The sequence below is a fragment of the Candidatus Merdisoma sp. JLR.KK006 genome, assembly GCF_036941035.1.
Classification (GTDB): domain Bacteria; phylum Bacillota; class Clostridia; order Lachnospirales; family Lachnospiraceae; genus Laedolimicola.
In genome coordinates this window covers 1-263 of record NZ_JAYMNS010000105.1, presented here as the reverse complement: position 1 = coordinate 263, position 263 = coordinate 1, and the positions used below count along the sequence as shown (strand labels likewise).

Here is a 263-nt window from a genome sequence, read left to right as displayed (position 1 = left end):
AGGACGTTATTGACGGGAAGAAATGTGCTTCCATCTGACCATCCAAGTGTAAGCATACGAAATCCGAAACGGTATCTGTGATTAGCGTGATCATAAGCTTTTGCAAGAAGTTCTACTTTCTTAGAGCGATTGCGTTCAAATATGGAATCATCAATGATCAATACATTTGCACGCTCCTCTGAATCTAAAGGCACAATGGCATCCTTGATGATTCGTGAAGCTAACAGAGTCGTAAAATGAAGCCAGTTAATCTGGATCATCTT

The 263-nt window shown here is 40.3% G+C and carries 1 protein-coding gene; it reads right to left on the bottom strand.

All coding sequences use genetic code 11. From position 1 onward, the window contains the following. On the bottom strand, positions 1 to 263 hold a 263-nt coding region (locus VSQ61_RS22785), incomplete at both ends, for a transposase (protein WP_334346591.1).